We start from the raw sequence: 23225 nt of genomic DNA, 5'->3' as shown, positions 1-23225 counted from the left end.
TTCTATTTTCGAAGGCAATTCATTTGATCCTAATCTTATAACCCAATTGATAAGCAACGTAATCTGCTGCCAAGCTATGTCTGAAGGAAGAATTAAGACCATCCTGAACTTGGAAATTATCAAAGTCCCGAATTAAAAAAGGATCTCCAAAATCCACCCCAAACTGGACTCGGAAAATAACCGATGAAAATTCAGATGCAGAAAAAGTCAAACCAAACTCAGGTTTGAGCATAAAACGGAGTTGACTAACCTTCTCAGTTCCCTGATACGGACTTTGGGAATAGGGAATAAAAGTGGGAATCCCTTCCGAATCAATTGTTTCCTGAGAAACAATTCTAAAATCAGAATTATCAAATGAACGATCGCTTCCATTTACCCAAGAGACTGATGGCCCAAAACCCACAAAAGCTCCCCATCTTGATTCTTCAAATGGAATTTGATATTTCAATTTTGGAGTTCCACTGAATATATAAATTGGTTTAAAGCCTGGGCTAATGGACACAAATTCCCGATTAGGCTTTAAATCATTGTTTATTTTATGAAATCCCGTTTCAATTGCCCACTTGAGATTTCTACCAATTTTGCCTTCCAGTTCAACCCCTAACGCAAAGGTTTTTGAAGCTTCAGAATAAACCTGATCTCCATCAGTCCCAATAGACCAATTGTATTGGGGATATCCAAATGTTACTCCTACGTTCTTTTGACCAAGGCTTACATGACTTATTAGCCAAAAAATTAATAAACCTAAACACCTCATACTAATCCTTTATTTTTCACAACAGAACGAAGCATGACTATTTTAAGTATTCTGTCACGGAAGTTTTTTTGAAGGAGGCTAAAGAAAAACTTTCAATTTTAAGGACATCAGTGTACTTCTCTTTTTTTGAATAAAGAAGGCCATTTTAAAGGTTACCTGCCTATCCACAGGCTTCTTGTGGGAGCTGAGGGATTCGAACCCCACGACTCTTCCGATTGTAGATCGGAATGATCTGAACCAGCTAAGCTAAAACACATCGCTTTTAACACTGGCAATACCCAACACGGATAAAAACAAAAAAGCCCCAGCATTACCTGAGGCTTCTTGTGGGAGCTGAGGGACTCGAACCCACGACTCTTCCGATTGTAGATCGGAATGCGCTGAACCAGCTGAGCTAAAACACATCGCTTTTTATACTGACATTAACCCCAACACGGATAAAAACGAAAAAGCCCCAGCATTACCTGAGGCTTCTTGTGGGAGCTGAGGGATTCGAACCCCACGACTCTTCCGATTGTAGATCGGAATGCGCTGAACCAGCTGAGCTAAAACACATCGCTTTTAACACTTGGCAATACCCAACACGGATAAAAACAAAAAAGCCCCAGCATTACCTGAGGCTTCTTGTGGGAGCTGAGGGATTCGAACCCCACGACTCTTCCGATTGTAGATCGGAATGCGCTGAACCAGCTGAGCTAAAACACATCGCTTTTAACACTTGGCAATACCCAACACGGATAAAAACAAAAAAGCCCCAGCATTACCTGAGGCTTCTTGTGGGAGCTGAGGGATTCGAACCCCCGACCCTCTGCTTGTAAGGCAGATGCTCTGAACCAACTGAGCTAAGCTCCCTAATGGGATATTAAAATAATGGAAGTGGGAGCTGAGGGATTCGAACCCCCGACCCTCTGCTTGTAAGGCAGATGCTCTGAACCAACTGAGCTAAGCTCCCATTATCATTTTCTTTCCGTTCGAAAGGGAATGCAAAGGTAATTTCAATTTTGATTTAGCCAAACATTTTCCAAAACAAAACTCCTAATTCTCTGAAAATGAGTAAAAATATTTTTGAATAAAAAGAAAGAGCCCCAAACCATTTGAAGTGCTTGGAGCCCTCTTCTCTTAAATATCAAATTTGATTCCTTGGGCCAAAGGCAAATCTGTGGAATAGTTAATCGTATTGGTCTGTCGACGCATGTAAGCCTTCCAGGCATCCGACCCAGACTCACGGCCTCCACCTGTTTCCTTTTCACCTCCAAAGGCACCGCCAATTTCAGCTCCTGAGGTTCCAATGTTCACATTGGCAATTCCGCAATCCGACCCGGCTACAGACAGGAAAGCTTCCGCTTCTCGCATATTGGTAGTCATGATTGCCGAAGAAAGTCCTTGTGGAACTCCATTGTGTAGGGCAATAGCCTCCTGTATGGTTTTATAGCGGATCAGGTACAAAATCGGTGCGAAGGTTTCATGCTGCACAATTTCAAAGTGATTATCAGCCTCATAGATTGCCGGTTTCACATAACACCCAGATTCATACCCTTCCCCTTCCAAAACTCCTCCTTCCACAACGGCTTTTCCACCTTCATCCTGAACTTTTTGGATCGCAGCCTGATACATTTTGACCGCATCGGTATCTATGACAGGACCAACATGATTTCTTTCATCCAGAGGGTTTCCGATTACCAATTTGCCGTAGGCTGAAGCCAAGCGGTTTTTCACTTCTTCGTAAACATTTTCCTGAATGATCAACCTTCTGGTGCTAGTGCATCTTTGGCCGGCAGTTCCCACAGCGCCAAATAATGCACCACGGATCGCCATGTCCAAGTCAGCATTTTCTGTGATTATTATGGCATTATTTCCACCTAATTCAAGAATAGAACGACCCAACCTGGCACCGACTGCTTCCCCAACAAGCTTCCCCATCCGGGTTGAACCAGTGGCGGAAATCAATGGAACCCGTGTATCGTGAGACATAAGCTCTCCGACTCGGTAATCCCCAACTATCAATGAAGAAATCCCTTCAGGCATTCCGTGTTGTTCAAAAATTTTCCCAACTATCATCTGACAGGCAATTCCAGATAGAGGGGCTTTTTCAGAAGGCTTCCAGACACAAACATCTCCGCAAACCCAAGCCAAAGCAGCATTCCAGGACCAAACTGCAACAGGGAAATTGAATGCGGAAATAATCCCAACAATTCCCAATGGATGCCATTGCTCATACATTCTGTGACCAGGTCTTTCAGAATGCATGGTAAGTCCATAAAGTTGGCGGGAAAGACCTACAGCAAAATCACAGATATCTATCATTTCCTGAACTTCTCCCAAACCCTCCTGATAGGATTTCCCCATTTCGTAAGAAACCAGTTTACCCAAATCCGCTTTCACTTCTCTAAGAGCATTTCCAATTTGGCGGACTATTTCTCCACGCTTTGGAGCTGGCACCAACCTCCATTTTTCAAAAGCCATCTGAGCAGTGCTTATCACTTGCTCATAAGTATCCTTGTCGGTCACTTGGACCTTGCCTATCACTCTACCATCTGCTGGAGAAATGGATGATATATATGCATCCCCCGAGTCCAGCCAGTCTAAACCAGTAGAAGCACCGAGGTTTTCATCCTTTACTCCCAATCTTTTCAGAGATTCATTAATACCAAATTGATCTGTCATATCTAGGTTATTTGTATTCCGTTCCAAAGCTAAAAATATTTCAATCAGGGCTATACCTTTCTGCGTTTTATCCTTAACTGATAAATCTCAGCGAAGAAACTTCGGAAATCTATTCCTAAAGTTTTTACCGGTCGGAATTTTATAGACCAGATTGAATCGGTAATTGCCCGTATTTGCAGATTGGTTGAGCTCCGAATTCCCCGACAAAGCCAACCGCTTATATACGTAATTCAGATTAACAGAAAACCTTCTGGAATTATACCCTGCAAAACCTCTGAAAAAATACGAAGGGGTGATCCCCCATACTTTCTTTTCTCGGGCCCGCTCGTAGCTACCATAGCCCAGACTTAAATTTCCCGAAAGTGCGCCAGTCAAAAAGAAACCTTTCCCAAAAACCAAAGTCCCCAACAAACCGGCATTTGGACCAAATTGAAGAAAATCTCCCCTGGAGAAGTTGTTGAGAAACTGCGAATCCTCGGGTAGCAAAAGAGAATCTCCTTTTACGACAACCCGGTAAGCTTCAAATCCCAAAAGAGGTGAGAAGGCAGATTTTTTTTGAATTTCAGACTGCTGCATTGCCGCAGCGAAGGAAATCTTTTCTCCTGCAAAAACATATTGGGCATGAAACCCCATCTTCCTGACTTTCATATCCTCTCTTGAATAATCTTGTCCCGGACTGTAATAATCCCTGATCTTATATCCATTATAGAACTGTCCAAAAAGATCTACAATCCAATTAACCGGATAAATATGAACTTGGAGGTCAAGGTAGCCCGGCCAGTCCTTCTCCCTTTTTGGGTTTAAGAAGCCTGGAGGAAATGCCAGGTTTAGGGTCATTTTTCGGTAAGTGGCCCCAACACCCAAATTCAATCCGGAATTGGGCATATACCTCAATCCGGAATCCGGGTCCTTCAATGAAAAATCCGTGAATTTGCTGGAGAGATACAAGCGAGTGACGAGCATACTCTCCTGCTTTTGGATATACGCCGTATCAATCAGGAAGCTTTCTGCTAAGGCTACCACTGACCAGAGCATCAGAACCAGAAATAAAAATTGCTTTTTTCCACCCAAATTCATCTCGGGCAATTTCCCTAAAATCATCCATAAAAAAAATCCGGGCATAAAAGCCCGGATTTTAGAAAACTGATCAGAAAAAGGAGAATGTTTAAATCCTCGGTTTTTCAAAAAGAAATTCAGACAAAAGTTGTTTAATCACCAGGACTAAATTAGAACAATCATTTAATTATTCAAATTATAACTTGGATTTTTTTGACCCATTGATTCATAATGTATTGATTCTTAATTTCCAATAGTGTCTTTTCCATGGATTTCCCCTACCAAAAAAAACTTTAACTTCGCAATAGAATCATGATTGACAAGCGCCCTTTAGTCTCCATAATCACCCCCTGCTACAACCAGGCAAAATACCTGACCGAAACTGTTGAATCAGCCATAAGATCTACCTATCGGCCTCTAGAAATCCTAATTGTAAACGACGGGTCAACGGACGAAAGTGCAGAAATTGCTGAAGCTCTTTCCAAAAAATATCCTGAAGTCCAAGTCATTAATCAGGAAAATTCAGGCGTTACGGCTGCACGAAATAAAGGAATTTCAAAAGCCAAGGGAAAATACATCCTCCCTCTTGACGGAGACGACCTCATTGCCCCAGAGTATATTGAAAAGGCTGTAGAGCAACTGGAAGAAAACCCCAACTACAAGGTCGTCTATTGCGAAGCGGTGAAATTTAACCAAAACGGCACCAAGCCCTGGAAATTAAAGCCATTTAGCAGAAATCTACTTGCCAGGGATAATATGATTTTTGTGTCCGCTCTTTTTAGAAAATCCGACTGGGAAAGCTGCGGAGGTTTTTCCGAAGACATGAAAATGGGCAGAGAAGATTGGGAGTTCTGGATCAAGATGCTGAAAAATGGTGGGGATGCCTATCGACTTCCTTTTGTTGGTTTCTACTACAGACTGACTCCGGAAAGCAAACGAAAAAAAACCGGTGGCAATGAGAAGAAAAGGGAGAGGATCGCTTATTTAAATCAGCACCATGCTGATTTTTTCAAAAGGGAACTGAACGGGCCACTTCGGTTTCAGCGCACTTGGTCCAAGCCTTACAACATGCTCCTCAAGCTTTTGGGGAAGTTGTGATCAGATCTTATCCAGCCCCTTCCAGAATTTCAGAAAATAGTATTTCAGAGGATTGCTATATTTGAGTTGTTTCCATGGCCGACTTGCATGTGGACGATGCCAAACCGGAGCATCCATCAAGACATAATTCTTGAATCCTAGATCCAGAGATTTTTTGGAAATGAACGTGTCATACCAATCCTTTGCATCATCCAATCCCGCAAAATCATAGGCTTTCAAAAACTCCAAAGAAAAAAGAGTACAGCAAAAACTGAGACTTCTTTGGGTTTCGATCTCTGCCTTCTTTACTCGTTTAAATTTCAAATAGGGAAAATTCACCTGTCCTTTTTCATCTACGGTGACCGATCCGGTCAACCCAGGTTTGCCATGGCTTTTTTGATGCGATAAAAGTTGACTGATTGTATTTGGTTTGACTACTACATCTGATTCCACTACTAAAAGCGGAATATTTTTTTCCAACGCGGCCTTTTGGGCCATTTGCAAAACCAACTTATAGTTCGGTGATGGAGTATCCGTGATTTCCTCCAAGTGAACAAGCCCGTAGCCGATTTTGTCCTTATGCTCCTCTAATTGAGCTTTGGTCTCTTCGGTACTAAAATCATTAAAAATCAAATGCCTGACAGGGACATCTGAAGCAGCAATTGCCTTTGCTGTATCCAGGGTGGTCTCAATGGAATTTTTGACAGGGGTGATTACTAGTACTTCAGCCATTTGGAATAATTTCCCCAAAATTAGGTTTTTATCATAAGGCAAAAAAATAACCCCGATTTTCACCGGGGTTAGATTATTCTCGCCTAAGCTAATTCGCTTAGTGCTTTCTTCATTCGTTTCAAAGCCTCTTTCAAATCCTCCTCTGAAGCTGCATAAGACAATCTCACACAGTTAGGAGCACCAAAGGCACTACCCGTCACCAATGAGACATGGGCAACATCCAAAAGGTACAGGCAAAGATCATCCGCATTTTTGACGGTATGTCCGTGGGCAGACTTACCAAAAAATGCAGTCACATCAGGGAAAAAGTAGAAAGCTCCCTCAGGAACATGGGTTTTGATTCCCGGAATTTCCTGAAGCAAGTCCAATACGATCTGTCTTCTTTTGAAATAAGCATCTGCCATTTCTTTGGAAGGCGTCTGATCTCCGGAAATAGCTTCTAGAGCTGCCCTCATGGCAATCCCAGTACCACCAGAAGTAAACTGCCCCTGCATTTTTTCCACTGCTTTGGCAACCTCAAGAGGAGCGCAGATATATCCCACTCTCCAGCCCGTCATTGCATATCCTTTGGAGAATCCATTTACGGTGATCGTTCTCTCAAACATTCCCGGAAGAGAAGCGATACTGAAGTTCTTTCCTGTGAAATTGATGAGTTCATAGATTTCATCGGCCACCACCATCAGGTTTTCATGCTTTTTAACAACATCAGCAATAGCTGTCAACTCCTCTTTACTGAATACAGATCCTGTTGGATTACAAGGTGAAGAATAAATAATAGCTTTTGTCTTTGGAGTCAGCGCTTGCTCCAACTGCTGTGCGGTAGCTTTAAAATTGTTTTCAAGAGTTCCCTCAATCAATACAGGAACACCGCCAGCCAATTTGATAATTTCGGCATAACTCACCCAATATGGGGAGAAAATCACTACTTCATCGCCTTCATTGATCATACACATGAACACATTGGCAATGGAATGCTTGGCTCCTGTAGAAACCACAATGTTTTCGGCCTTTGCCTGGCTGATATTATTTTCTTCACGAAGTTTTTTCGCAATCGCCTCTCTCAGATCCTGATATCCTGCCACTGGTGGGTAAGCAAAATATTTCCCCTCATCTATAGCAGCTTTTGCAGCTTCCTGAATATGTTTGGGAGTTTTGAAATCTGGCTCACCAAGGCTCAGCCCAATGATGTCAATTCCTTGAGATTTCAGCTCTCTGGCTTTTTTTGCCATTGCCAGTGTAGCTGACTCCTCCATATTCAAGATGCGATCTGATAGAATAGAATTCATTTTTTCTTCGGTTTTTTTACAAATTTCTCAAAAATAGGCAGAAGATTATAAATTATAAACAAACAAGAGGATTTGATGCTGAAATGTTATTTTTGAATAAAATACACCGAGATAATATTCGTTTTTTTTCTATATGAAGCGCATCTGTTTAGTCGTCCTTTTCCTGGTTTTGATTAGCCCTCTCTCCTATGGGCAAAAGGAATCCAAATCCGAATCCCAAAAAACAGACCCTGATTCAAGCGGAGTAGTCAGCAACAGTCTTCTTCCAACCACTATGCCCTTGCTCCTTTTTGACGACACCTCCGAAAAGGAAGAAAAAAAAGAAAAAAAGAAAAAAGAGCGCAAAAACATCTGGTTTGGGATCAAAACCCAAAGAGGATACCTCAGAAAAGAATTAAGGGGGCAAGAAATTGTGGAGCTTTTCAACTTCACAGATGCAGAGCGCAAGCCGGACCCTTATATCCGGGACATTTATTGGTTTGACCCACGGGAAAAGCAAATCAGAACCGAGGGATTTGTTCCCGGAAGCGGATACCTCCTTCATGGCCCTTATGAGCGACAAATAAATGAGGTAGTGGTAGAAAGCGGGATGTTCTACTATGGAATGAAACATAAAACCTGGATGCTTTTTGATGGAAAAAATGTACTTCAGGATAAAAACCACTTTCAGGAAGGATGGCCAAGGGAATCCAAAATTTCCTATTACAACAGAAGTACCAATACAATCGAAAAAATAATTCCGGTACAATATGGCCTAGAGGAAGGAAACTTTTTTTACTTCTATGAAGACCGGCAAATCGCTGTCACTGGAGAGTATAGATATGGACAAAAAGTCGGCCTTTGGACTGAATACTGGGACACAAATAACACACAGGCAATAAGAAAGCGGGAAATCCAATATCCTGAAGAGCCCTATCAAGAAAATTTCCGCCCTTATATCCGTGCAGAATGGGACAAGGACGGAAACTTGATTTACCGAAGGGATTCAAATTAATCCTTACGGAACCTGAACTGCTGTCCTCCTACTGAGGCCTCATACATCAGCCCTCCTTTGGTTCGGGTAAACACGGCTACCCCATCCACATACTTGGCATTCAAAGAAGCTCCTGAGGCAGCGGCGACTGCAGAAACCTGAGCGGACATTTCAATCTTGTTGGACTTGAATCTGTCAAATGCCTCCTTGTCTTCAAAGAAGACCACCTCGCTGTAGGCCTGCCCTCCCGCTTGAAAACCAATGGTGACTTGGGTCATTCTGGCAAAACCGATCCTTGAACCCTGCTCAAAGGCTACACCGTTTCCAGAAGCTCCGCCAACCCCCAGACCTCCTTTCCCAACATTGGGAAGAATAATGTAGCCATATGAAGAACTAAACCATGAAGCCAAATCCGGATCATCCTTGAGAAAGTCCGATTTTGCTTCCATGGAATCCTCAATGATTTTTTGGTCTTTTTGATCCCTCTGTGCATAAGCTCCAACTACAAGTAGAAAAGCAAGCAGGGTGAATGTTAACTTTTTCATAATGAATTGATTTAAATTTTTCAGTAAAACGCATCTTCAAAATGCCTGAAATTGATGGTTCCAGACCTATCCTTATAAACGCCAACGATATCAAAACGGATGTCATTATGCCAATCAGTTTCATAAATGTATTGGTCGGCAGCTTTCACCAGAAGTTTCTTTTTGGCATAGTCCACAAATTCCTCCGCATAACCAAAACCGGTTCCAGAGCGGAATTTGACCTCCACAAATACCAATAAGCCTTTATGCTTCAGGATCAGGTCAATTTCCGCGTGTTTGTATCGATAATTTTGAGCGATCAGTTCATAGCCTTTTCCCTGCAGCCATTCGGCTGCCAAAGTTTCAGCCTTGCGTCCAGAATCATTATGTTCAGCCATCTTGGATAATTGCTTAATTTTGAAAAATCAAAAGAACGATTTCAGTCTCTTATAAGTTGAAAAGTATCCCTTTACAGAAGGAAAGCAGATGAATGAAATTATCAATAAAAAGGTAGAATTCCGAGACCTCGGCTTGATGGATTACCAGCAGGCCTGGGACTATCAGGAAAACCTTTTCGGGGAAACCGTAGCTTTAAAAATCAAAAACCGGAATCTACCCAAGGACGAACAGCTCCCAACACCCAATTATCTGCTGTTCGTGGAGCATCCCCATGTTTATACCCTTGGAAAAAGCGGTAAAGAAGAAAATCTCCTACTCGATGAAGAAGGGCTAAAATCAAAAGAAGCCACATTCTACAAAATCAACCGAGGCGGTGACATCACTTACCATGGTCCAGGCCAACTTGTAGGATACCCACTCTTGGATTTGGACAATTTCTTTACCGATATACACAAATACCTTCGTTTATTGGAAGAAGCCATCATTCTGACTTTGGCCGAATACGGAATTGAAGCAGGAAGAATCGATGGACTGACCGGAGTGTGGCTAGATGCAGTCAACCAGATCAATCCACGGAAAATCTGTGCAATGGGCGTAAAATCCAGCAGGTGGGTGACCATGCATGGATTTGCATTCAACATCAACGCAGACCTAAATTATTTCGGAAATATCATTCCTTGCGGAATTGACGACAAGGCCGTAACCTCTCTACATCTTGAATTAGGTCACCCAGTGGATATGGAAGAAGTGAAGGAAAAAGTGAAAAGACATCTCGTGGAGCTTTTCGAAATGGAACTAAATTAAAATGAAGAAAGATATTGACTTCTCACCGGTAACCGGTGTAAAACTTGCCATAGCAAAAGAGGAAACCCCTGCAGGTGCAGAATGGGCCGTTTACATCATCAATTTCAATCTGGTTGAATTAAATACGGTCATGATTACCTCCAAAGGCTACGGTGAAATTGAGGGAGAAATGCGCAAAACCTCCACTCTCAGGCACATGATCCAGGAGCTTGGCCCTCAATGTGTAGCTAAAATTGAACCGATTGACCCAGCTGTTTTTGCGCTAACCAATGAATTTTGGGTGAGCTATTATATTGTGGATCAGATTTTTGACAAAAAGTTTATCTTTACACCGGGCAGTTTTGATGCCTCCTTCCGACAAATGATCCCCGAGTTGGGGCTGGAAGGCGTTTTACACAGTTGATTGACAAGCAAAATGGCAAATTTTTTCGATCAAATAGGAGACATCCTTTTTTTGGATATAGAGACCGCTTCGTTGACGCAGAAGTTTGAAGACCTCCATCCAAGGCTTCAGGAAGAGTGGATTAAAAAGGAAAGACTCATACAGTCTGAGCAGGGTAACCATGAGCCTGGATCCCTGTTTTTTGACCGGGCAGGAATCCATGCGGAATTCGGACAGGTGATCTGCGTGGGAGTAGGTTATTTCCAATGGAAAAAGAAGGATAAGCAGCTGACATTTCGTTCCAAAGTTTTTTCTGATCCTGACGAAAGGGAACTTCTTTTGGCCTTTTCTGGATTATTGGAGAAGAAAAAGTGGAACCTTTGTGCACACAATGGGAAAGAATTCGACTTCCCTTACCTGTGCCGGAGAATGCTGATCCAAGGAATTCCCCTACCCGAACCCTTACAAATCGCAGGTAAAAAACCCTGGGAAGTCCGTCATCTGGACACCATGGAACTTTGGAAATTTGGCGACTACAAACACTACACCCGACTGGAATTACTCGCCTCGGTTTTTGGGATCCCTTCTTCCAAAGACTCCTTGGATGGATCTCAGGTCAATGCGGCTTTTCATCTTGAAAACGACCTTGAAAAAATCAAAAAGTACTGCCTGAAAGATGTTGAAGTAACCGCAAGAGTCTATTTAGCCATGCATCCCCAGCTGGATGAATTGGAAATAGAGATATTGCGTCTGGAGGATTCAAAAAAAGAACCCAAAAAATAATTGAGCGTAGGGGCTTAAATCTTTTTACCTTAACCCTAATCAAAACCCCAAATCATGGGAAGAAAACCAAATAAGAAAAAATCACCTAAGCATACCAAGGGCAAAACCAACGATTCCGCAAGTCTTGCCCGCAAAATCCTTTCCTTTTTAGATTCAAACTACGGTAAGGAATTCAATGCCAAACAAATTATAAAAAAGCTTGAAATCAGAGATTCACTCAGCAAAGGAGCTGTGGAACCCATTCTTTTCAAGCTCTTGGATTCAGGTGCTGTATCCAAGTCCCCGAGAAATTATTTCTCCTCAACAAAAGAGCCGGGATTTATCACAGGAGTGGTTGACTATGTCAATCCCCGCTTTGCATTTGTAGTCCCAGATGATCCGGAAGCTTGCGAGGAAGACATCATGGTCAAAGAGGCAGACCTCAAGCAAGCCTTGGACGGAGATAAAGTCCGGGTCATGATATACCCTGTAAAAGGAAAAACTGGCCGGACCGAAGGCCGGGTTCTGGAGATTATCGAGCGCTGCAGAGATGAATTTGTGGGAAGAGTAGAAATATCTCCCCGTTTTGCTTTTGTAGTCCCTGATTTCAAAAAAATGCACAAAGACATTTTTGTGCACAGAGGAGACCTATTAGGTGCGCAACATAACGAAAAGGTCATTGTCAAACTGACCGAATGGAGGGAAAATGACAAAAATCCAACTGGAAAAGTAATCCGGGTATTGGGTAAAGCTGGTGTGCATGAAGTGGAGATCCATTCCATCATGGCGGAATTTGGGCTTCCATTTGAATACCCTAAAGAAGCCGATTCAGAGGCCAATTCCATTTCTGATAAGATCACAGCCAAGGAAATTAATTCACGCAAGGATTTCAGAGATGTAACCACGTTCACAATTGACCCAGTTGACGCAAAGGACTTTGACGATGCCATTTCTTACAGGCAATTGGAAAACGGCAACCTAGAAATAGGCGTACACATTGCCGATGTGACGCATTATGTCAAACCTAAAACTGCACTGGAAAGAGAAGCATACAACCGAGCAACCTCGGTTTATTTGGTGGATAGGACGATTCCTATGCTCCCCGAGCGACTGAGCAACGGTCTTTGCTCTCTTCGCCCCAAAGAAGACAAATTGACTTTTGCCTGTGTGTTTGAAATGGACAAAAATGCAAAAGTGGTCAATCATTGGATCGGAAGAACAGTCATCCACTCGGACCGGAGGTTTTCCTACGAGGAAGCCCAGGAAAATATTGACCAGCAAAGCGGAGATTTCTTTGAAGAACTGAGCCTGCTCAATGAACTGGCCAAAAAGGTCCGCAAACAGCGATTTGACCATGGTGCGGTGAATTTTGAGACAGTGGAAGTAAAATTCAAGCTGGACGAAAAAGGAACTCCACTCGGCCTTATGGTCAAAGAGCGAAAGGATATTCACAAACTGATTGAGGAATTTATGCTTCTCGCCAACAAATATGTGGCAGAGTTTATCTTCAAAAAACGAAAGGGAGCTGACACATTTGTTTACAGGACCCACGATTCCCCGGATCTGGAAAGGCTTGAGATTTTCTCCTCATTTGCCAAAAGATTTGGACATGCGGTCCAAGTGGAATCAGAGGGCAAAATTTCCTCAGCTCTCAACAAACTCATGGATGAGATCCAGGGAAAACCCGAGCAAAATGTCCTAGAGCAACTTGCAATCCGAAGCATGGCAAAAGCCAAATACACCACAGAACCAAAAGGACATTTTGGTTTGGCATTTGCCCATTATACTCATTTCACTTCTCCTATCCGCCGATATCCTGACATGATGGTGCACCGTCTGCTGGAACACTACCTTGAGGGAGGTAAATCTCCAGATCCCGAAAGCTGGGAACAAAAGTGTGTCCATTCCTCCGAACGTGAAAAAAGAGCAGCAGATGCCGAACGGGCCTCTATCAAATACAAGCAGGTGGAATATATGTCCCTGGCGGAAGAAAAGGATTATGATGGAATCATTTCCGGTATTACCGAATGGGGAGTTTTTGTGGAAATCACTGAAACCAAATGCGAGGGCATGATTCGAATCCAGGACATGGACGATGACTATTACGATTTCGATCAGAAAAACATGCGTCTCATTGGGGTGAGAACAAAAAAAATGATCACTTTGGGTGACAAAGTAATGGTCAGAGTAGTTAATACTGATATTGACCGAAGAACAATCGATTTGGAATTTGCAGACCATGAAGGAAAAAAGCCTCGCAGCCGCTCTTTTAGATAAACTTGAAACCTTTCTCCAGGAACAAAATTTTGGAGATTCCCCTAAGGAACTATACGAACCGATCACCTACATCCTCAACTTAGGAGGGAAAAGAATCCGCCCCCTGCTGAGCCTAATGGCGTACAGTCTTTATAAAAATGACCTAGAGAAAATGCTTGGTCCTGCAGCTGCCATTGAGGTGTTTCACAATTTCACCCTCATGCATGACGACATCATGGATGAAGCCCCTTTGAGAAGAGGACAAGCTACTGTGCATGAAAAATGGAATACCAATGTAGCCATACTTTCTGGAGACGTGATGCTGGTCAAAGCCTATGATCTTCTGTTGCAGACTGAAGCCAAACACCTGCCAGAAGCGCTACGCCTATTTAACAAAACCGCAGCGGAGGTTTGTGAAGGCCAGCAATTTGACATGAATTTCGAATCAGAGGAAGTTGTGGCAGCAGGTGACTACATCCAGATGATCCGTCTGAAAACCGCAGTACTCCTTGGACTTTCTCTTCAATTAGGTGCTGTACTGGCTGAGGCCTCCCCAGAAGACGCTCAAAAGCTGTATGACTTTGGAGTTAATATAGGAATAGGTTTTCAGCTGAAAGACGATCTCTTGGATGTATTTGCAGACCAGTCCAAATTTGGAAAGCAGGTAGGAGGAGACATCATCGCCAACAAAAAAACCTATTTACTGATCAAAGCATTAGAATTGGCCAAAGGAAGTGATGCTGAGGAACTGAAATATTGGCTTTCTAAAAAAGAATTTGACAAGGAAAAGAAGGTAAATGCAGTCAAATCCCTTTACGAAAGATTGGGTATCAAGGCCCTCACTGAGGCAAAAATGAATGAGTATTTCGAGGAAGGGTTCAGGCAATTCAATTCAATCCAGTTCAAACAAGCAGAGTACTTCAACGAGCTGAGGCAGATTACTCAGGACCTAATTCACCGCGAAAAATAATCATGGGCATTTCCATCACCGTCATGCTGATTCTGGTAACAGTGATCAGTAGTTTTTATGGATTTAACAACCTTAGCTTTATAGAGCGCTGGATGTTCATTCCTTATAAAATCAAACACCGGGGACAATGGGACCGTTTTGTGCTTTCCGGATTTATCCATAAGGATTACATCCATCTCCTTTTTAATATGTTCACCTTCTACTTCTTTGGAAGAGTGGTTGAGCAGTACCTGAGCTACAAACTCGGAGTTTTGACCGGAGGATTGACTTTTGTGCTCTTTTATATCGCAGGCATAATTCTTTCTGATATTCCCACCTATCTCAAAAATCGGGACAACAGCTACTACAGAGCACTGGGAGCCTCCGGAGGAACTGCGGCAACGGTTTTTGCAAGTATTATCATTTTACCTTTGGCAGACATTTGCCTATTCGGAATCATTTGCCTTCCGGGATTTATCCTTGGGGGATTGTTTTTGATTTATTCCTATGTAAAAGGGAAAAATGAAAATGACGGGATCAACCATGATGCCCATCTTTTCGGGGCTATTTTCGGAATGATATTCATTTTGATTCTGTCGCCTGATAGTGCGATCCACTTCCTGGAACAGATTAAAAGTTATAGACCGTTTTGATGAAAAAAGAGCCTTCTAAATCAGAAGGCTCTTTTTTTGACATTATTTCTTGATATCCAACTTCGTCCTCATTTCATCAATATTGAGGACTTTGGATATTTGCTCTTGTTCCAGCTTTTTAAACTTGGCCAATTGCACATCAATCAATTCTGTAATTTCACCTCTTACCTGCTCTGATTGGTAGGTTGGCGGATAATCTCCGCTTCCCACCACATTGTTGAGATGAGCTAGCTTGTTATTGAGCCTGATCGGGAAATTCAATGGATCTTGGCGACTGCTGTTTTTGGTTTGGTATAGTTCTTCTTCTATACTTTTCATTTCGGCTTTGATCTGCTCCAGATTTGCCGGTTTAGTTTCCAAGCTATCCAATGCTTCTCGATATTGTCGGATCAATTTGATGGTTTGATGTGTCTCGGTCAATTTTCGATTGACTTTCATCAAGAACTCAAATTGCTTTTCCAAATCAGCCTGGGATGTTCCATAGCGAGGATCAGCCAATACTTTGAAGTCCTGAACCTGAGTTTCGCCATCCAAAGTCATTTTCACTTTATAGTCTCCCGGAACGACAGCCGGACCTCTTAGGCTTCCTGCCCACATGATCAGTCCATCAAAACCTTCTGCATCTTCCACTCTAAGATTCCAGTTGAACTCATTACTTCCAGCTTTCACCTTCAAGGTATCTCCTAGATAACCTTTCGTAGAGAAAGTTCTTAAAACATTGTTTCTGCTATCAAGAAATTCGATTTTCAGTTCATCCTTCGGCTTCTCTTTCAAGAAATAATAAACTAAAACACCTCCTGCACGATTGGTTCCTTCGGTGTTAGATTTTCTACTTACTCCATCGATTCTATAAGAGTCTTGGGGTTTAAATAGATGAAGGTTTTTGTTTTCAATTCCAGGCTCTACTTGATGCAGTACTGTCAGGTCATCAATAATCCAGAAGGATCTTCCTTGTGTAGCCGCAATCAGGTTATTGTCTTTCACAGCCAAATCCGTAATAGGAACAATAGGAAGGTTCATCTGAAGAGAATGCCAGCTAGCTCCGTCATCCTTAGAGTAGTACATCCCAGTTTCTGTACCCGCATAGAGCATTCCCTTCTTCACAGGGTCTACCCGAATCACTCTGGTGAAATGCTCCGGATCTATCCCTGAAGTAATCTTAGTCCAAGTTTTTCCGTAGTCCTTTGTCTTATAAAGATAAGGCTCATAGTTTCCGCTTTTATAACCGGTTGCAGCAAAATAGGCTTCTCCTGCATCATATGGACTTGCTTCAATACTGTTGATCTGTAACCACTCAGGCATATCCTTGGGTGTTACATTATTCCAAGTCACACCGTTATCAGTAGTCACATGCACCAGCCCATCATCTGAACCTGCCCAGATTACACCTTTTTTCAGCGGAGATTCTGCTGCAGTAAAAATGGTCGCATAATATTCGACAGAGGTATTGTCCTTAGTGATCGGTCCACCTGAAGGCCCCAATTTACTCCTGTCATTTCTGGTCAAATCGGGAGAAACAACCTCCCAGCTTTGTCCTTCATTGGTCGATCTGTGAAGCTGATTACTTGCGGTATAGATCAAATCGGAATCATGAGGAGAGAAGAAGATCGGAAAGTTCCATTGGAATCTATATTTCATTCCCTCAGCTCCATGTCCCATAGGATTGTCAGGCCAAACATTGACATTTCTGGCTATACCTTTGTCATGATCTAAGCGAATCAACAAGCCGCCATAAGAACCTCCGTATACAATGTCGTTATTATCAGGGTCTGGGGCCAACCATCCTGACTCTCCCCCGGCAGATTCTTCCCAGTCGCTTTCTGATATCCCTCCCATTCCATCTTTTCTGTGACGGATTCTTAATGTGGAATTGTCTTGCTGAGCACCGTAAATCCTATACGGAAAAGAATTATCGGTGATTACTCTATAAAACTGTGCGGTTGGCTGATTGTAGTAGGTCGACCAGGTTTTTCCCCCATCTTCAGATACCTGGGCTCCACCATCATCTGCAATCACCATTCTTTGATTATTGTTAGGGTCTATCCATAAATCATGATGGTCACCATGAGGCGCATTTGCACTAGTGAAAGTCTTTCCTCCATCAGTTGACTTATGATAGCTGACATTCAGTACATAAACTGTTTCCTCATCCTGAGGATCAGCAAAAATTCTTGAATAGTACCAAGCTCTTTGTCTCAGATTTCTGTCTTCATTGGTTTTAGTCCAAGTCTCTCCAGCATCTTCAGATACGAAAACTCCTCCGTTCTCATTTTCAATGATTGCAAATACCTTATTGGAATTTAATGGAGAAACATCGATTCCCATGATTCCCAATACTCCTGTAGGGAAGCCCTCCTTCTTGGTCAAATCCTCCCAAGTTTTACCTCCATCGGTGGATTTAAACATTTTGGAGCCAGGCCCCCCACTTTCTAATGAATAGGGAGTTCTTTTTAACTCCCAGGTAGTCGCATACAATGTCTCAGGATCATTTGGATCCAAAACCAAATCAATGGCCCCGGCTATGTCAGATACGAAAAGCACCTTGTCCCAATTGGCTCCTCCATCTGTAGACTTATAAACACCTCTCTCTTCATTTGGCTTGAAGATATCTCCCAAAACAGCAGCATAAACCACTTCAGGGTTGGTAGGATGAATTTTCAACCTTGCCACAAAACGGCTTTTGTCAAGACCTGCTCTTTCCCATGATTTTCCGGCATCTTTACTTTTCCAAACTCCATATCCGAAAGAAACATTGCCTCTTACGGTATATTCCCCTCCTCCAGCATATACAACACTGGTATCACTTTGGGAAACTGCCACAGCTCCAATGGATCCTCCAAAGTAACCATCGGATACGGGTTTCCAGGTAATACCCGAGTCAACTGTTTTCCAAACTCCACCTCCTGTAGAGCCGAAATAATACGTATGGTCTGAGCCCGAAACACCTGTTACGGCATCAGCCCGGCCTCCACGGAAAGGACCAATGGATCGCCATTTTAAGGCCTCATAAATTTTTGGGTCTGGTACCTGTTGGGCTTGGCTTGGATTGTTTTGTAAAATTAGACAGCACAACAGCCCCAAAAAACCCAGGTATATTCTGTTTTTCATATGGAATTTAATTTGGTGGTTGGTTGAAGTTAAAAAATTAGATGATGTCTTTTGATCTATGCGCAAAAAATTGATCAATGGTCTATATACTTCCTGGCGAGCAAAAAAAAAGCCTCTTCCGAATGGAAGAGGCTCTTGAATAGGTTTTGGAAGCTTAAGCTTCAGCTGGCAATACGCTCACGTATGACTTGCCGTCAGACTTTTTCTTGAAGGTCACAACACCGTCTGCCAAAGCAAACAGAGTATGATCCTTACCAACACCCACGTTGTTACCCGCATGATGCTTGGTACCTCTTTGTCTAACAATGATATTTCCGGCGATAACTGCTTCGCCACCAAATTTTTTCACACCCAATCTTTTGGAATGTGACTCTCTACCGTTTTTGGAACTACCTACACCTTTTTTGTGTGCCATGGTTTTATTCGTTTATGGTTTTCAAAAAGAAAACTTACAGTGTAATATTTTCGATCAATACTTTGCTGAAATCCTGTCTGTGACCGTTCTTCTTTTTGTAGCCTTTTCTACGCTTCTTCTTGAAGACGATTACTTTGTCACCTTTTACATGATCCAGAACTTTTCCGGACACCTTGGCTCCTGCGATCACAGGTGCACCTACAGACACATTACCGTCAGCTTCAGCCAACAGTACTTGGTCAAATTCCACGGAAGCGCCAGCCTCTACGTCCAATTTAGGAGCGTAGACGAACTGATCTTTTGTTACTTTGAACTGCTTACCAGCGATGTTTACAATTGCGTACATGTGTTTCTAAAGATTCTTTAACAAAATCGGAGTGCAAATATAAGGAAGAGTATCGGAACAAAAAAACAGCCTCTGAAAATAATCCTAACTTCTTTCATGGGATTATAATGACTTATTGAAGAGATTTGCAGTTACTCGTTTCCAGCCCTCAAATCTAGATAATACCAAATGTATCAAGTGAGAGTGAAGTCTGAATAAATACTGAAATTCAGGGATTTAAATGAGTATAATAAAATCTCATCAAGCTGAACGACGGTCAAAAAATCTTTGAATTCTGTTGAATTTATTTTTTTTGAAATTTCTCAAAAAATTTAAAACCTCTAAAATCAGCCATTTTAATTAATCTTATACTTTTTGTATGAGTCTTTAATTTATTGATTTATTGAATCTTATTGTTTTTTTGACTTTTATTCAAAAACTACCCTAAAACGCCAAATCCAGGGTTTTATTTCTGCTTTTTGGTTCACATATTTGTTCAAAGGCAACCATCGCTGGGTTGCTTTTAGTCTCCAACTGGTGCTTGATTTCAAAGTTATCTCTCTGAATCAAACCATTTTAAAACTGAAACCAAATAAACCAAAGAGTACGATGCAAGAAGAACCGATTTTAGTTGAGAACAAGAATCGCTTTGTTTTATTCCCTATTCAACACACAGATATCTGGCAATTTTATAAGAAAGCAGAAGCTAGTTTCTGGACTGCCGAAGAAATCGATCTCGGTCAGGATATGAGAGACTGGAAAAACCTAAATGACGGGGAAAGACATTTTATCTCACACGTGTTGGCCTTTTTTGCAGCCAGTGACGGGATCGTAAATGAAAATCTTGCAGAGCACTTTGTAGCAGAGGTTCAGTATACCGAAGCAAAATTTTTCTATGGTTTTCAAATTGCCATGGAAAACATCCACTCAGAAACATATAGCCTCCTAATTGATACCTATATCAAGGATGCTGTCGAAAGAGACCGACTGCTCAACGCCATAGAACACATCGACTGCGTGAAAAGAAAAGCTGAATGGGCTTTGCGCTGGATTGACAATGGTTCTTTTCAAGAAAGATTGATTGCATTCGCAGCTGTGGAAGGCATTTTCTTCTCAGGTTCTTTCTGCTCTATTTTCTGGTTGAAGAAAAGAGGCCTGATGCCTGGCTTGACCTTCTCCAATGAACTAATATCAAGAGACGAAGGACTTCACTGTGATTTTGCCTGCCACCTGTACACAAATCATGTGGTTAACCCGCTTCCTAAGCAAACTGTCCGGGAAATAATTATGGATGCAGTTGCCATCGAAAAAGAATTCGTAACCGATGCCCTTCCAGTAAGACTAATTGGTATGAATTCTGACCTCATGTGCCAATACATCGAATTTGTTGCTGACCGCCTGTTGGTTGAATTGGGCTGCGAAAAAGTTTGGAACAGTACCAACCCATTCGATTTCATGGACATGATTTCTCTTCAGGGCAAAACCAACTTCTTCGAGAAGCGAGTTGGTGATTACCAGAAAGCCGGAGTTATGAAATCCGCAGACACTTCAGATTCGACCCCAAGATTCTCCATGGGAGAAGATTTTTAATAACCACTTTACCCAACCAATTAACCTTACCTGAATATGCTAGTAATAAAAAGAGACGGAAGACGAGAGTCGGTAAGATTCGACAAAATCACAACAAGGATTGAAAACCTTTGCTATGAACTGGACCCTAAGTTCATCCAACCTATAGAGGTTGCCAAAAAGGTAATCGATGGATTGTATGACGGCGTGACAACCTCAGAGCTGGATAACCTGGCTGCGGAAGTTTGCGCTTCACTGACAGTCAAACATCCAGACTATGCAATCCTTGCAGCCCGAATTGCTATTTCCAATCTTCACAAAACTACTAGCCAGTCTTTTTCAAATACTATGAAAAGACTGTACACTTATGTCAATCCGATTACGGGTGAAAACGCTGCCTTGATTGATCCGGAAGTCTATGGAATCATCAAAAAGAATGCAGCCAAACTTGACGAGACTATAGATTACAAGAGGGATTTCGGCTATGACTACTTCGGCTATAAAACACTGGAAAGAAGTTATCTGATCCGTCTTGATGGAAAAGTGGTAGAAAGGCCTCAACATATGTTGATGCGCGTGGCTGTTGGTATTCACAAGGAGGATATTGATTCTGCCATCGAAACCTACAACTTGCTTTCCGAGAAGTGGTTTACTCATGCTACCCCTACCCTATTCAACGCGGGAACACCAAAGCCACAACTTTCCTCCTGCTTCCTACTGACCATGAAGGATGATAGTATTGACGGGATCTATGACACGCTAAAGCAGTGTGCTAAAATCTCTCAGTCTGCAGGAGGTATCGGGTTGTCTATCCACCATGTACGTGCCAAAGGCTCCTACATCAAAGGTACCAATGGCGTATCCAACGGTATCGTGCCAATGTTGAGAAACTTCGACATGACTGCCCGCTACGTGGATCAGGGTGGAGGTAAGCGAAAAGGATCTTTCGCTATCTACTTGGAGCCTTGGCATGCGGATATCAAAGACTTCCTCGAACTGAAAAGAAATCACGGGAAAGAGGAAATGCGTGCAAGAGATCTATTCTATGCATTGTGGATTCCGGACCTTTTCATGAAGCGTGTAGAAAGAAATGAAGATTGGTCTCTTTTCTGTCCGAATGAAGCACCTGGACTTTCCGATTGCTACGGTGAAGAATTTGAAAGACTGTATGAAAAATATGAGCGTGAAGGAAAAGCAAGAGAGACTGTAAAGGCTCAGGAGCTTTGGTTCGAAGTACTCGAATCTCAGATTGAGACTGGGACTCCATACATGCTGTATAAAGATTCCGCAAACGGTAAATCCAACCAGAAAAACCTGGGAACCATCAAGTCTTCCAACCTTTGTACTGAAATCATTGAGTACACTGCACCGGACGAAGTTGCAGTTTGTAATCTGGCCTCACTTGCATTGCCAAAATTTGTATCCCAAGGGCCAGATGGCAAGCTTTTCTTTGACCATCAGAAGCTTTATGAAATCACCAAAGTTGCTACCCGAAACCTCAACAAGGTAATTGATGTCAACTACTATCCAGTAGAAGAAGCTAAAAGATCCAACTTCCGCCACAGACCTATCGGCTTGGGAATTCAAGGGCTAGCGGATACTTTCATCATGCTTCGAATGCCATTTGATTCCCCAGAAGCTAAAGGACTGAACGAGGACATCTTTGAAACCATCTACTTTGCTGCTATGGAAACTTCCATGGAGCTTGCCAAAGTACAGGGAACTTACGAAACCTATGAAGGTTCGCCGACTTCAAAGGGAATATTCCAGTTCGACATGTGGGGAGTAACTCCAAAATCCGGCAGATGGAATTGGACAGACTTGAAAGAAAAAGTGGTTAAGTATGGAGTTAGAAACTCTCTGCTAGTAGCTCCTATGCCTACAGCTTCCACTTCTCAGATTCTTGGAAACAATGAATGCTTTGAACCTTATACTTCCAATATCTACACAAGAAGAACTCTTTCCGGTGAATTTATTGTAGTAAACAAGCACTTGATGAAGGACCTGATCCAACTTGGTTTGTGGAATGACACCATGAGAAACCGACTTATCGCTACCAATGGTTCTGTACAGTCTGTTCCAGGTATTCCTCAGCACATCAAGGATATTTACAAAACCGTTTGGGAGATTTCCCAAAAGATTATCATCGACATGGCTGCGGACCGTGGAGCATACATTTGCCAGTCTCAGAGTATGAACGTGTTCATGCAGGATCCTAACTTCGGGAAACTCACCTCCATGCACTTCTACGCTTGGAAGAAAGGTCTGAAGACCGGTATGTACTACCTCAGATCTCAGGCTGCTGCCTCTGCTATCAAATTCACATTGGACAAAAGTGCTTTGGAGCCAAAAGCTGACGAACTGCAGGCCAAGGCACAAAAACAAGATGCAATCGCATGTTCACTGGACGATCCGGACAACTGCGAAATGTGCGGAAGTTAAAATTTTAGAGTTCGTCAATTCAAAAAAGCGTTTGGGTTTCCCAGCGCTTTTTTTTTACCCAAATGCAACAAAAATGCTCTCGTATAAGTAGC

Annotated in this window: 20 protein-coding genes and 2 tRNA genes; 10 read left to right on the top strand and 12 right to left on the bottom strand. The window is 42.4% G+C overall.

What is annotated here, in order from left to right; genetic code table 11:
* Positions 1–19 precede the first annotated feature (19 nt).
* The 5 genes from P2G54_RS03765 to P2G54_RS03745 form a co-directional block, all read right to left on the bottom strand.
* Positions 20–757, bottom strand: coding sequence for a hypothetical protein (locus tag P2G54_RS03765; protein ID WP_275868315.1), 738 nt, complete (start codon positions 755–757; stop codon positions 20–22).
* A gap of 777 nt (positions 758–1534) precedes the next feature.
* A tRNA-Val gene (locus P2G54_RS03760) sits at positions 1535–1609 on the bottom strand.
* 25 nt (positions 1610–1634) lie between these two features.
* A tRNA-Val gene (locus tag P2G54_RS03755) sits at positions 1635–1709 on the bottom strand.
* A 167-nt stretch (positions 1710–1876) separates the two neighbouring features.
* The gene (locus P2G54_RS03750) at positions 1877–3421 is read right to left on the bottom strand and encodes an aldehyde dehydrogenase family protein (RefSeq protein ID WP_275868313.1); all 1545 of its coding nucleotides are present in this window, start codon (positions 3419–3421) and stop codon (positions 1877–1879) included.
* 87 nt (positions 3422–3508) lie between these two features.
* Positions 3509–4543, bottom strand: coding sequence for a DUF4421 domain-containing protein (locus tag P2G54_RS03745; protein ID WP_275868311.1), 1035 nt, complete (start codon positions 4541–4543; stop codon positions 3509–3511).
* Between the two features lie 246 nt (positions 4544–4789).
* Between P2G54_RS03745 and P2G54_RS03740 the strand changes: the two genes are divergently transcribed.
* Positions 4790–5575 carry a glycosyltransferase family A protein gene (locus P2G54_RS03740; RefSeq protein WP_275868309.1) on the top strand — a complete coding sequence of 262 codons (786 nt, stop codon included), beginning with the start codon at positions 4790–4792 and terminating at the stop codon, positions 5573–5575.
* Here P2G54_RS03740 and P2G54_RS03735 read toward each other — a convergent pair whose 3' ends face one another.
* Both P2G54_RS03735 and P2G54_RS03730 read right to left on the bottom strand, forming a co-directional pair.
* Complete coding sequence (locus tag P2G54_RS03735) at positions 5576–6286, bottom strand: glycosyltransferase (protein WP_275868307.1); 711 nt, start codon at positions 6284–6286, stop codon at positions 5576–5578.
* 83 nt (positions 6287–6369) lie between these two features.
* Positions 6370–7572 carry a pyridoxal phosphate-dependent aminotransferase gene (locus P2G54_RS03730; protein ID WP_275868305.1) on the bottom strand — a complete coding sequence of 401 codons (1203 nt, stop codon included), beginning with the start codon at positions 7570–7572 and terminating at the stop codon, positions 6370–6372.
* Positions 7573–7705: 133 nt separating this feature from the next.
* Here P2G54_RS03730 and P2G54_RS03725 point away from each other — a divergent pair, with 133 nt between their 5' ends.
* Positions 7706–8566, top strand: a complete 861-nt coding sequence (locus P2G54_RS03725; protein ID WP_275868303.1) for a hypothetical protein — start codon at positions 7706–7708, stop codon at positions 8564–8566.
* Here P2G54_RS03725 and P2G54_RS03720 read toward each other — a convergent pair.
* Both P2G54_RS03720 and P2G54_RS03715 read right to left on the bottom strand, forming a co-directional pair.
* Positions 8563–9090 (bottom strand): YSC84-related protein, encoded by a 528-nt coding sequence (locus P2G54_RS03720; RefSeq protein WP_275868301.1) that lies wholly within the window; start codon positions 9088–9090, stop codon positions 8563–8565. The genes P2G54_RS03725 and P2G54_RS03720 overlap by 4 nt on opposite strands.
* A gap of 20 nt (positions 9091–9110) precedes the next feature.
* Positions 9111–9467: a YraN family protein gene (locus P2G54_RS03715; RefSeq protein ID WP_275868299.1), complete on the bottom strand. Its 357-nt coding sequence runs from the start codon at positions 9465–9467 to the stop codon at positions 9111–9113.
* An 88-nt stretch (positions 9468–9555) separates the two neighbouring features.
* Here P2G54_RS03715 and lipB point away from each other — a divergent pair, with 88 nt between their 5' ends.
* The 6 genes from lipB to P2G54_RS03685 are packed head-to-tail and all read left to right on the top strand — an operon-like array spanning position 9556 to position 15274.
* On the top strand, positions 9556–10272 hold the full coding sequence (gene lipB / locus P2G54_RS03710) for a lipoyl(octanoyl) transferase LipB (protein WP_275868297.1): 717 nt from the start codon (positions 9556–9558) through the stop codon (positions 10270–10272).
* Between the two features lies 1 nt (position 10273).
* Positions 10274–10675: a hypothetical protein gene (locus P2G54_RS03705; RefSeq protein WP_275868295.1), complete on the top strand. Its 402-nt coding sequence runs from the start codon at positions 10274–10276 to the stop codon at positions 10673–10675.
* A gap of 12 nt (positions 10676–10687) precedes the next feature.
* Positions 10688–11437, top strand: a complete 750-nt coding sequence (locus P2G54_RS03700; protein ID WP_275868292.1) for a 3'-5' exonuclease — start codon at positions 10688–10690, stop codon at positions 11435–11437.
* Between the two features lie 54 nt (positions 11438–11491).
* Complete coding sequence (rnr, locus tag P2G54_RS03695) at positions 11492–13693, top strand: ribonuclease R (protein ID WP_275868290.1); 2202 nt, start codon at positions 11492–11494, stop codon at positions 13691–13693.
* A complete protein-coding gene (locus P2G54_RS03690; protein ID WP_275868288.1) occupies positions 13656–14642 on the top strand; it encodes a polyprenyl synthetase family protein in 987 nt (328 codons plus the stop codon). The genes rnr and P2G54_RS03690 overlap by 38 nt, the downstream gene beginning before the upstream one ends.
* A gap of 2 nt (positions 14643–14644) precedes the next feature.
* The gene (locus tag P2G54_RS03685) at positions 14645–15274 is read left to right on the top strand and encodes a rhomboid family intramembrane serine protease (protein ID WP_275868286.1); all 630 of its coding nucleotides are present in this window, start codon (positions 14645–14647) and stop codon (positions 15272–15274) included.
* A 42-nt stretch (positions 15275–15316) separates the two neighbouring features.
* On the opposite strand, the gene P2G54_RS03680 is transcribed toward P2G54_RS03685, so the two are convergent.
* The 3 genes from P2G54_RS03680 to rplU all read right to left on the bottom strand — a co-directional run bounded on the left by P2G54_RS03680 (position 15317) and on the right by rplU (position 19143).
* Positions 15317–18382, bottom strand: a complete 3066-nt coding sequence (locus P2G54_RS03680) for a glycosyl hydrolase (RefSeq protein WP_275868283.1) — start codon at positions 18380–18382, stop codon at positions 15317–15319.
* Between the two features lie 154 nt (positions 18383–18536).
* Complete coding sequence (gene rpmA / locus P2G54_RS03675) at positions 18537–18797, bottom strand: 50S ribosomal protein L27 (RefSeq protein ID WP_275868281.1); 261 nt, start codon at positions 18795–18797, stop codon at positions 18537–18539.
* Between the two features lie 34 nt (positions 18798–18831).
* Positions 18832–19143, bottom strand: coding sequence for a 50S ribosomal protein L21 (gene rplU / locus P2G54_RS03670; RefSeq protein WP_275868279.1), 312 nt, complete (start codon positions 19141–19143; stop codon positions 18832–18834).
* A gap of 588 nt (positions 19144–19731) precedes the next feature.
* On the opposite strand from rplU, the gene P2G54_RS03665 reads away from it, so the two are divergent.
* Complete coding sequence (locus P2G54_RS03665) at positions 19732–20712, top strand: ribonucleoside-diphosphate reductase small subunit (RefSeq protein ID WP_275868278.1); 981 nt, start codon at positions 19732–19734, stop codon at positions 20710–20712.
* A 36-nt stretch (positions 20713–20748) separates the two neighbouring features.
* Positions 20749–23133, top strand: a complete 2385-nt coding sequence (locus P2G54_RS03660) for a ribonucleoside-diphosphate reductase subunit alpha (protein WP_275868276.1) — start codon at positions 20749–20751, stop codon at positions 23131–23133.
* Positions 23134–23225 lie beyond the last annotated feature (92 nt).

The organism is Algoriphagus sp. CAU 1675 (assembly GCF_029222925.1).
Classification (GTDB): Bacteria; Bacteroidota; Bacteroidia; order Cytophagales; family Cyclobacteriaceae; genus Algoriphagus.
The sequence above is the reverse complement of the archived record's forward strand: the minus strand, read 5'-3'. Positions and strand labels throughout refer to the sequence as shown.

Bases quoted from the DNA above. Each gene is read 5' to 3' on its own strand.
- P2G54_RS03765 (WP_275868315.1), bottom strand. From the start codon at position 757: ATGAGGTGTTTAGGTTTATTAATTTTTTGGCTAATAAGTCATGTAAGC.
- P2G54_RS03750 (WP_275868313.1), bottom strand. From the start codon at position 3,421: ATGACAGATCAATTTGGTATTAATGAATCTCTGAAAAGATTGGGAGTA.
- P2G54_RS03745 (WP_275868311.1), bottom strand. From the start codon at position 4,543: ATGCCCGGATTTTTTTTATGGATGATTTTAGGGAAATTGCCCGAGATG.
- P2G54_RS03740 (WP_275868309.1), top strand. From the start codon at position 4,790: ATGATTGACAAGCGCCCTTTAGTCTCCATAATCACCCCCTGCTACAAC.
- P2G54_RS03735 (WP_275868307.1), bottom strand. From the start codon at position 6,286: ATGGCTGAAGTACTAGTAATCACCCCTGTCAAAAATTCCATTGAGACC.
- P2G54_RS03730 (WP_275868305.1), bottom strand. From the start codon at position 7,572: ATGAATTCTATTCTATCAGATCGCATCTTGAATATGGAGGAGTCAGCT.
- P2G54_RS03725 (WP_275868303.1), top strand. From the start codon at position 7,706: ATGAAGCGCATCTGTTTAGTCGTCCTTTTCCTGGTTTTGATTAGCCCT.
- P2G54_RS03720 (WP_275868301.1), bottom strand. From the start codon at position 9,090: ATGAAAAAGTTAACATTCACCCTGCTTGCTTTTCTACTTGTAGTTGGA.
- P2G54_RS03715 (WP_275868299.1), bottom strand. From the start codon at position 9,467: ATGGCTGAACATAATGATTCTGGACGCAAGGCTGAAACTTTGGCAGCC.
- lipB (WP_275868297.1), top strand. From the start codon at position 9,556: ATGAATGAAATTATCAATAAAAAGGTAGAATTCCGAGACCTCGGCTTG.
- P2G54_RS03705 (WP_275868295.1), top strand. From the start codon at position 10,274: ATGAAGAAAGATATTGACTTCTCACCGGTAACCGGTGTAAAACTTGCC.
- P2G54_RS03700 (WP_275868292.1), top strand. From the start codon at position 10,688: ATGGCAAATTTTTTCGATCAAATAGGAGACATCCTTTTTTTGGATATA.
- rnr (WP_275868290.1), top strand. From the start codon at position 11,492: ATGGGAAGAAAACCAAATAAGAAAAAATCACCTAAGCATACCAAGGGC.
- P2G54_RS03690 (WP_275868288.1), top strand. From the start codon at position 13,656: ATGAAGGAAAAAAGCCTCGCAGCCGCTCTTTTAGATAAACTTGAAACC.
- P2G54_RS03685 (WP_275868286.1), top strand. From the start codon at position 14,645: ATGGGCATTTCCATCACCGTCATGCTGATTCTGGTAACAGTGATCAGT.
- P2G54_RS03680 (WP_275868283.1), bottom strand. From the start codon at position 18,382: ATGAAAAACAGAATATACCTGGGTTTTTTGGGGCTGTTGTGCTGTCTA.
- rpmA (WP_275868281.1), bottom strand. From the start codon at position 18,797: ATGGCACACAAAAAAGGTGTAGGTAGTTCCAAAAACGGTAGAGAGTCA.
- rplU (WP_275868279.1), bottom strand. From the start codon at position 19,143: ATGTACGCAATTGTAAACATCGCTGGTAAGCAGTTCAAAGTAACAAAA.
- P2G54_RS03665 (WP_275868278.1), top strand. From the start codon at position 19,732: ATGCAAGAAGAACCGATTTTAGTTGAGAACAAGAATCGCTTTGTTTTA.
- P2G54_RS03660 (WP_275868276.1), top strand. From the start codon at position 20,749: ATGCTAGTAATAAAAAGAGACGGAAGACGAGAGTCGGTAAGATTCGAC.